The organism is Nonomuraea rosea, assembly GCF_039539705.1.
Taxonomy (GTDB): Bacteria; Actinomycetota; Actinomycetes; order Streptosporangiales; family Streptosporangiaceae; genus Nonomuraea; species Nonomuraea rosea.
The window spans coordinates 102,895-111,739 of record NZ_BAABDQ010000047.1 but is presented as its reverse complement, the minus strand read 5'-3'; the positions used below and the strand labels follow the sequence as shown (position 1 = coordinate 111,739).

Below are 8,845 nucleotides of genomic sequence, written 5' to 3'. Positions count from 1 at the left end.
TCGTCAACGGCACCCTGGCCGAGCTCAAGCAACTGCTCCCGCCCGCCAAGGTCGAATACATCGAAAAGCAGCCGACCCTCGAGGACGTCTTCCTCTCCCTCGTCGGCACCAAGGCCTAAGGAACCACGATGAGCACGCATTTCTTCGCCGACACCACCGTCCTGCTGGGACGCTCCCTGCGCCACATCACCCGCAGCGTGGACACCGTCATCACCACCACGATCATGCCGATCGCCATGCTGCTGCTGTTCGTCTACGTCTTCGGCGGCGCGATCGACACCGGATCGGTCTCCTATGTGAACTACCTGCTGCCCGGCATCCTGCTCATCACGGTCGCCTCGGGCATCGCCTACACCGCCTTCCGGCTCTTCACCGACATGCAGGGCGGCATCTTCGAGCGCTTCCAGTCCATGCCGACCGCCCGCTCAGCCGTGCTGTGGGCGCACGTGCTGACCTCGCTGATCGCCAACCTGATCTCGCTCGTGGTCGTCGTCCTCGTCGCCCTGCTCATGGGCTTCCGCACAAGCGCCGGAGTGCTCGCCTGGCTCTCGGTCGCCGGCATCCTGATCCTGTTCACCCTGGCGCTGACGTGGATCGCCGTCATCCCCGGCCTCACCGCCAAGACCATCGACGGCGCGAGCGCGTTCTCCTACCCGCTCATCTTCCTGCCCTTCCTCAGCTCGGCCTTCGTGCCCACCGACACCATGCCCGGCCCGCTGCGCTTCTTCGCCGAGCACCAGCCGGTCACCTCCATCGTCAACGCCGTCCGCGCCCTGTTCAGCCAGCAGCCGGTCGGCACCGACATCTGGATCGCCCTGGCCTGGTGCGTCGGCATCCTCGTCGTCGCCTACGCCTTCGCCATGAACACCTACCGCCGCAAGATCTCCTAGCGAACGAGAGGAATGACCATGGAACACATCTTCGCCACGCTGCCGGCCGCGCGTCAGCCCGGCTGCCCGTTCGACCCGCCCAAGGAGCTGATCGAGGCTCGCGAGCACGGCCCGATCAGCCGCTTTCCCTTCCCCGACGGGCACGAGGGCTGGATGGTCACCGGATTCGACCTGATCCGGTCGATCCTGGCCGACCCCCGGTTCAGCTCCCGCAAGGAGCTCATGCGCCACCACCCGCTGATGGACCTCAGCGGCATCGAGATCCCTCCGGCGCCGCCCGGGGAGTTCCTGCTCACGGACGAGCCGCAGCACAGCCGCTACCGCAAGCCACTGGTCGGCAAGTTCACCGTACGGCGGATGCGGCTGCTCACCGAGCGCGTCGAGCAGATCACCGCCGAACATCTGGACGCCATGGAGCAGGCCGGGCAGTCGGCGGACCTGGTGACCGCGTTCGCCAAGCCCATCCCCGCCGTGATCATCTGTGAGCTGCTCGGGGTGCCGTACGAGGATCGGAGCTATTTCCAGGACAACATCGACAAGTTCCTCGGCGGGGAGGCCGGCGACGAGGAGCTGATCGCGGCCTACACCGCGACCCAGCAGTACCTCGCCGAGCTGGTGGCCGCCAAGCGCGCCGACCCCACCGACGACCTGCTCAGTGACCTGCTCGACAGCGACCTGACCGACGAGGAGCTGAAGGGGATGAGCCTGATCCTGCTCTCGGCCGGGTACGACACCACCGCGAACATGCTGGCCCTCGGCACTTTCGCACTGCTGCGGAACCCGGCGCAACTGGCCGCGCTGCGCGCCGACCCCGCGCTCACCGACAAGGCCGTGGAGGAGCTGCTGCGGTATCTGAGCGTCGTCAAGATGTTCATGAGGACGGCGCTGGAGAACGTCGAGCTGGGTGGCAAGACCATCAAGGCCGGTTCGATGGTCTTCCTGTCGTACCACACCGCCAACCGCGACCCCGAGCGCTTCACCGACCCCCACACCCTCGACCTCCAGCGCCAGGACGGCGGGCACCTGGCCTTCGGCCACGGCATCCACCAGTGCCTGGGCCAGCAGCTGGCCCGCGTCGAAATGCGCGTCGCACTCCCCGCCCTGCTGGGCCGCTTCCCCACGCTGCGGCTGGCCGTACCGGCCGAAGAGGTCGCCCTGCGCCCGGAGACGGCGGACGTCTTCGGGGTCAAGAGCCTCCCGGTCGCCTGGGACGCCTGAGCGCGTACGAACCGGTGACCCGATCAGCCATCCGGACGCGTGCACGCACCATGGTCATGACGCGACCCCCGCCGTGAGGATGGGGCCGTGACGAACATCGAGCTGAAGAACAGATACCAGCACGACGGCTTTCTCGTCCTCCCGGACGCGTTCAGCCCTCACGAGGTCGGTGAGCTGGTTGAAGAGACGGTCCGCATCTGCCGCGGCGAGCTCGGCGACGTCCAGGGGGCGCTGCCCGCCGACCCCGCCGACACCGACGACGACGTCCTGCGCCGCTTCCTCTGCGTCCACTACCCGCATAAGCTCTCCGGCGTGATGCTCGCCGCCATGCGCCATCCGGCGATCGTCTCGCCGCTCACCACGGTCATCGGCCCGAACGTGAAGGCCATGCAGTCCATGTTGTTCGTCAAGTCGGAAGGGGAGCCGGGACAGGCCTGGCATCAGGACGAGATGTTCATCCCGACCCGCGACCGTTCGCTCACGGCGGTCTGGCTCGCGCTCGACGACGCCACGATCGAGAACGGCTGCCTCTGGGTGCTGCCGGGCTCACACCGATCCGGCGTGGTGTACCCGAACCGCGAGCACGACGACCCGCGCTACGACTGCACGGTGGAGTCCTACGCCTTCCCGTACGACGACTCCGACGCGGTGCCCGTGGAGGTCACGGCGGGCTCCGCGGTCGTGTTCAACGGCTACCTGCTGCACAAGTCGCTGCCCAACACCGCCCGGAGCGGCTACCGGCGGGCCCTGGTCAACCACTACATGAGCGCCGAGTCCCTGCTGCCCTGGAGCGCTCCCCCGGCGGGAACGCCCGTGGCGCAGGCGGACCACCGCGACATCGTCCTCGTCGCCGGCGCCGACCCGTACGCGTACAAGGGCCTGCGGGAGGTACGCCGGCCGCGGATCCGCCCGAACAGAGCCGGCGGCTGTGATCGGTGAGCTCTCCATCGACCTGGTGCCCCGCCTCGGTCCCACGGTCGCGGACTACCCGCCGGGCTCGGACTTCGGCCCGCGCGTCGCCAGGTCGTACCAGTTCGTCTGGCTGCTGCGGGGCAGCGCCACCTGGCGATGGGACGACGTCCTGCTCCCGATCGTCCCGGGAGAGCTGCTTCTCATCCGGCCGGGGATGCGCGACTCGTTCCGCTGGGACCCCCGCACCCCCACCCGGCACGCGTACGTGCACTTCTCGCTCACCGGACACACGCCGGCCGCCTGGCCGCTGGTGCGGGACCTGACCGGCCGCCACGACCCGATGAACGCCCTGTGCCGGCACCTGCTCCGGCTGGGCGGCGAGTGCCCACCGGGCTGGCAGGTCCAGGCCCGCGAGACGCTCCGCCTGCTCGTGCTGATCTTCCTGGCCGCGCCCACGCCGCCCGGCGGCGCAGGAGAGCCCCTGCCGGAGCCGATGGTCGCGATGCTGCGCGCGGTGGGTGAGCACTGGGCCGACGGAGTGGCGCGGCCGATCCCGATGCGCCGGCTCGCCGCGGCCGCCCGGGTCTCGCCGAGCACGCTGACCCGCATGTTCCGCCGGCGCTTCGGCGTCGGCCCGGTCGCCGCGATCGAGCTGCTGCGCCTGACCCGGGCCGAGCCGCTGCTGTGGCAGAGCAACCTGTCCATGCACGCGATCGCCGTGCAGTGCGGTTTCGCGGACGGGTACCACTTCTCGCGCCGGTTCCGCGCGATCTACGGCATGGCGCCGACCACGTTCCGCCGCACCCCGCCGGAGACCGCGCCACCGTCGCCGGTCGAGCCGGGCGGTCTGGCGGCGCTGCTGTCCCTCCTCCCCGGGGCGGGGACCCCGGTCTGACCGCTTCCGCGCGCTGGTCAGCGGGCGCAATGTTCCGGAGCGTGACCGACACGTACGGAAAAGCGCACGAGAATGGCCGCCGGCACGAGTCAAGGCGAATTTCTCGCGCCCCACATATCGATGCGGCGATAAATTTCAACCGCCCGTTGGAACCGCTCCCACGGCACCGCCCCCCGCTATTCTGCGACGCGTAATCTTCTTATTCCGTTCCAGGAAGTACCGTTCCAAGGTGGCTTCCCTCGATCATTGGTCGCGGCAATCCAAGATCCGTGTTCAGTCGTATCAGTTCCTGTTGGTGAAAGCCGCGCGCTGCAGGGTGGTCATATGGATTTCAAGATCCTCGGGCCGATCGAGGTCCGTACCTCTCGTGGGATGCCGATCGCGCTCGGACGCCGAAAACAGCGGGTGCTCCTGGCCGCCCTGCTGCTCAACACGGGCAAGGCGATCTCCAGCCGGCGCATGCTCGACTGGCTGTGGGGCGAGCGCGCCCCCGCCACCGCGGAGTCGAACCTGTACACCTACATTTCCGCGCTGCGTAAGGTGCTCGGGTCCCCCTCCCGGATCGAGGCGGGCTCCAACGGATACATGCTGCGCGTCACGCCCGGCGAGGTCGACGTCACCTTGTTCGAGGACTTGGCCGAGCAGGGGCAGCGGGCGCTGTCCGCCCGCCGCCACGACGTCGCGCTCGAACGCCTGACCAGGGCCCTCTGCCTGTGGCGCGGCGAGTCCGTGCTGGAGGAGCTGCCCCTGCCCGCGCCGCTGCGCTGCGAGGCGGCGCGGCTGGAGCGGCTGCGGACGAGCGTCGTGGACGCCTCGCTGGAGTGCCGGCTGGCGCTCGGCCAGCACGGCGAGATGCTCGCCGACCTGGAGGCGCTGACGTGCAAGGACCCGCTGAACGAGCGGCTCGGGGCGCTGCTCATGCTGGCCTTGTACCGTTCCGGCCGCAGGGCCGACGCGCTGACGGTCTATCAGAGCGCGCGGATGACGCTGGCCGCCGAGGCCGGCATCGACCCCGGCCCGGACCTGGTCCGCATGCACCAGCGCATCCTCGCCGACGACCCCTGCCTGACGCCGCCGCCGGCGGTCGCCGCCCGCAGGGCCCCGGCCGAGCTGCCCATCGGCCCGGCCGCCTTCACCGGCCGGGCCGCCGAGATCGCGCGCCTGCGGACGATGCTGACCTCGGCCTCCGGCGCGACCGCCGTCTCGGCGATCACGGGCGCCGCGGGGGTCGGCAAGTCGGCGCTGGCCGTGCACGTCGCCCACCAGGTCGCGGGCCGGTTCCCGGACGGGCGGCTCTACGTGGACCTGCACGGCTCCGCACCCGGCGTCGCGCCACTGGACCCCGCCGACGTCCTGGCCCGCCTGCTGCGCTCACTCGGCGACGACACGGTCGGAAACTCCGGCGGACAACCCGGCGGGCAACCGGGCGGCCGGCCCGACCTGGACGAGGCCGCGGCCCGCTTCCGCTCGGTGACCGACGGCAAGCACCTGCTGCTCCTGCTCGACAACGCCCGCGACGCCGCGCAGGTGCGCCCGCTGCTGCCCGCGAGTCCGACCTGCCGCGTCCTGGTCACCGCGCGCAGGATGCTCACCTCGCTGGACGGCGCGTCGCACTTTCGCCTCGGCGTCATGGCCGAGGACGAGACCTCGACGCTGCTCGGCCGCCTGATCGGGGAGGAGCGGGTGGTGGCCGAGCAGCGGGCGGCCCGCGCGATCGCGCAGCTGTGCGCCGGGCTGCCGCTGGCGATCAGGATCGCCGCGGCCCGGCTGATCGCCCGGCCCGGACTGTCGCTGCGCGCCCTGGCCGACCGGCTGGCGGTGGAGGATCGCCGCCTGTCCGAGCTCCAGGCCGACGACCAGGCCGTGCGGGCGTGCTTCATGATGAGTTACCGGAGCCTGGAGGCCGAGCCCTCCCGGATGTTCCGGCTGCTGAGCCTGCTCGGCGGCGCCGCCATCAGCGTCGCGGCCGCCGCGGCCCTGGCCGACCGCCCCGAGCCGCGCACCGCCGACCTGCTGGACCATCTCGCGGAGATCCAGCTGCTGGAGACGTGCGGCCACGACCGGTACCGCATGCACGACCTGCTCCGCCTGTTCGCCCGCGAGCGGGCCCGGGAGGAGGACACCGAGGAGGATCGAGCGCAGGCCGTCCAGCGGGCGCGGCGTACGGCGTGGACGCCCTCCGCCCAGCCGGTCACCTACATGACCGCGAAGGGCTGAAGCCGGGTGGAGCCGCTCCGGACGCGGGAAATCATCCGCATGTGGTGCGAGGTCTGACTGATAAATACCCCGCGATCCGCCCCCTGCCGCTTTTTCTTCTCCGCCGTCTCGCCGGCCGCCGCCGACATACACAAATTTGCATGGCATGGGGTATAGCCGGATTCGACATTGTCGACGACATGTCTAACCTTTTCTCACCGTCGAGAAGAAGGCCGGGCACCAGCGGAATTCACTCGAACCTGGAAGGGTGAACGTGTCTGAGCTGATCGGCGTGGACGAGTGTGAAAGTTTCACGGTGAAACAGGTCCAAGACCTGTACAGAAGGTACGTCAGCCGCAGCCAGGTCAACCTCATGACCTCCTTCGGCTTCGGCCGGGAGCTCGTCGAGAGCGCCGAGGGCGCCTGGATCGAGACCCGCGGCGGCCGGAAGATCCTTGACGTCACCGGCGGGGTCGGCGTGCTCAACCACGGCCACAACCATCCCCGCATCCTCCAGGCCCGGCGCAACTTCGCCGAGCGCCGGCGCATGGAGGTGCACAAGGCGTTCTTCTCCCCCTACCTGGCCGCCCTCAGCCACAACATCGCCGAGCTGCTGCCGGGCGACCTGAAGATCTCCTACTTCCCGAACTCCGGCGCCGAGGCGAACGAGGGCGCCATCAAAATGGCGTACAAGTATCACGGCGGGCGCCGGAACACCATCCTCCGCTCCGACATCAGCTTCCACGGCAAGACCCTGGGCGCGGGCAGCCTGACCGGATCGTCCGAGAACTCCTTCCAGTTCCCCGGTCTCCCCGGCATCGTCGTCCACCCGTACGGCGACATCCCGGCCGTCCGCGCGGCCATCGAGGCCGCCCGCACCCCCGACGGCACCTGCGACGTCTACGCGATCATGGTCGAGCCGTTCAGCGCGTCGAGCATGCGCTGCTGGTCGGAGAGCGACCTGTACGAGCTACGGCGGCTCTGCGACGCGAACGACATCATCCTGATCTTCGACGAGGTCTACACGGGCTGGGGCAAGACGGGCAGCCTCTTCTACTTCATGCGCTACCCCGGCCTGCTGCCCGACATCCTCGTCTACTCCAAGTCCCTCGGCGGCGGCAAGGCGTCCATCGCCGGCTACACCGCCCGCGAGCCCGTCTTCCGCAAGGCCTACGACCGGCTCTCCGACGTCATCCTGCACAGCACCACCTACTACGGCTTCGGCGAGGAGACCGCCACCGCCATCGAGGCGGTCAACATCGTCGTCGAGGACGACTACCCCGCCAGGGCCCGGCAGATCGAGCGCATCCTGGGTCCGGGGCTGCAGAACATCCACAAGCGCCATCCCGACGTGGTCGGCCGGGTGAGCGGGGTGGGCTCGCTGTGGGGCGTGTTCCTCACCGGCGGCCCCAAGGTGCTCGACCTGGCGGCCAAGCTCGCGCCCGGCTTCTCCGGCGACCCGCAGTTCCGCACCAAGCTGATCACGCTCGCGGTCATCGCCGACCTCTACCGCGAGCACGGCATCGTCTCCTACTACAGCCCGAACGCCGACAACCCCCTCGTCGTCGCGCCGACCCTCGCCATCGAGCAGAAGGACGTCGAGTATTTCCTGGACAGCCTGGACAAGACGCTGGCCAAGGGCCTGCCGCGGCTGCTCGCCCGATTCGTGCGAGAGAAGGTGGGGTCGCGATGGCCCGCCGGATCGTAGTCACCGGCAGCGCCGGGATGCTCGGCGGCCACCTGGCCCGCCGGCTCGTGCTCGACGGCCACGACGTGCTCGGGGTGGACCTGCGCCCCCCGGCCGACCCGCTGCTGACGGCGGGGCACCGGATCGGCGACGTGCGCGACCTGCCGCTGATGACCGAGGCCATGACCGGGGCGGACGCGGTCGTCCACTGCGCCGGCGCGCTGCCGAGCTACCCGGCCGAGCAGATCCACGACCTGATCGTCGGGGGCACCGGCACCGTCCTGGAGGCGGGGCGCCGGGCCGGCGTGGAGCGGCTGGTCCACATCTCCTCCACCGCCGTGTACGGGCTGCCGACGCTCGTGCCCACGCCGGAGGACCATCCGCGCGCACCGGTCGACCCCTACACCAGGGCGAAGGCCGCGGCGGAGGAGCTGGCGGAGAAGTACCGGGCCGACGGCATGCGCGTGCCCATCCTGCGCCCCAAGACCTTCCTCGGCCCCGGCCGGATGGGCCTGTTCGCGATGCTCTTCGAGTGGGCCGAGGAGGGCCGCAACTTCCCGGTGCTCGGCAGCGGGGACAAGCGCATCCAGATGTTCGCGATCGAGGACCTGGTGGACGCCGTGGCCCTCGTGCTCGACGCGCCGGCCGACGTCGCCGACGACACCTACAACCTGGCCGCCGCCGAGTTCGGCACGCTGCGTACGGACTTCCAGGCGGTTCTCGACGCGGCCGGCCACGGCAAGCGGGTCGTCTCCCTGCCCGCGGGACCGGCACTCGCCGTGCTCCGGCTGCTGGAGCGCAGCCGGCTGTCCCCGGTGTACGGGCGGCTGTCGCGCAAGCTGCTCGCCGACTCCTACGTCAGCATCGACAAGGCGCGCGAACGGCTCGGCTTCCGTCCGCGGCTGTCCAACCAGGACGCGATCCTCCGCACGTACACCTGGTGGCGGGAACACCGCGCGGCCGGCGCACCGGCCGGCGCGACGAGCCGTGACGCGTGGCGGCAGGGCGCGCTGTCGCTGGCGAAGGTCTTCTTCTGACGTACCGGGG

The 8,845-nt window shown here is 70.2% G+C and carries 7 protein-coding genes; all 7 read left to right on the top strand.

Going from position 1 to position 8,845, the window contains the following annotated elements; translation table 11 throughout:
* Positions 1-128: 128 nt before the first annotated feature.
* The 7 genes from ABEA43_RS57340 (at position 129) to ABEA43_RS57310 (ending at position 8,835) form a co-directional block, all read left to right on the top strand.
* Entirely contained in the window at positions 129-890 is a 762-nt protein-coding gene (locus tag ABEA43_RS57340) for an ABC transporter permease (protein ID WP_345576061.1), read from the top strand.
* A gap of 18 nt (positions 891-908) precedes the next feature.
* A complete protein-coding gene (locus ABEA43_RS57335; RefSeq protein ID WP_425570635.1) occupies positions 909-2,108 on the top strand; it encodes a cytochrome P450 in 1,200 nt (399 codons plus the stop codon).
* Between the two features lie 87 nt (positions 2,109-2,195).
* A complete protein-coding gene (locus ABEA43_RS57330; RefSeq protein ID WP_345576057.1) occupies positions 2,196-3,047 on the top strand; it encodes a phytanoyl-CoA dioxygenase family protein in 852 nt (283 codons plus the stop codon).
* Positions 3,037-3,915 (top strand): helix-turn-helix transcriptional regulator, encoded by an 879-nt coding sequence (locus ABEA43_RS57325; RefSeq protein WP_345576055.1) that lies wholly within the window; start codon positions 3,037-3,039, stop codon positions 3,913-3,915. The genes ABEA43_RS57330 and ABEA43_RS57325 overlap by 11 nt, the downstream gene beginning before the upstream one ends.
* Positions 3,916-4,239: 324 nt before the next feature.
* Positions 4,240-6,132 (top strand): AfsR/SARP family transcriptional regulator, encoded by a 1,893-nt coding sequence (locus ABEA43_RS57320; RefSeq protein WP_345576052.1) that lies wholly within the window; start codon positions 4,240-4,242, stop codon positions 6,130-6,132.
* A 295-nt stretch (positions 6,133-6,427) separates the two neighbouring features.
* Positions 6,428-7,819, top strand: coding sequence for an aspartate aminotransferase family protein (locus ABEA43_RS57315; RefSeq protein ID WP_345576050.1), 1,392 nt, complete (start codon positions 6,428-6,430; stop codon positions 7,817-7,819).
* On the top strand, positions 7,801-8,835 hold the full coding sequence (locus tag ABEA43_RS57310; RefSeq protein WP_345576048.1) for an NAD-dependent epimerase/dehydratase family protein: 1,035 nt from the start codon (positions 7,801-7,803) through the stop codon (positions 8,833-8,835). The genes ABEA43_RS57315 and ABEA43_RS57310 overlap by 19 nt, the downstream gene beginning before the upstream one ends.
* Positions 8,836-8,845: the final 10 nt, after the last annotated feature.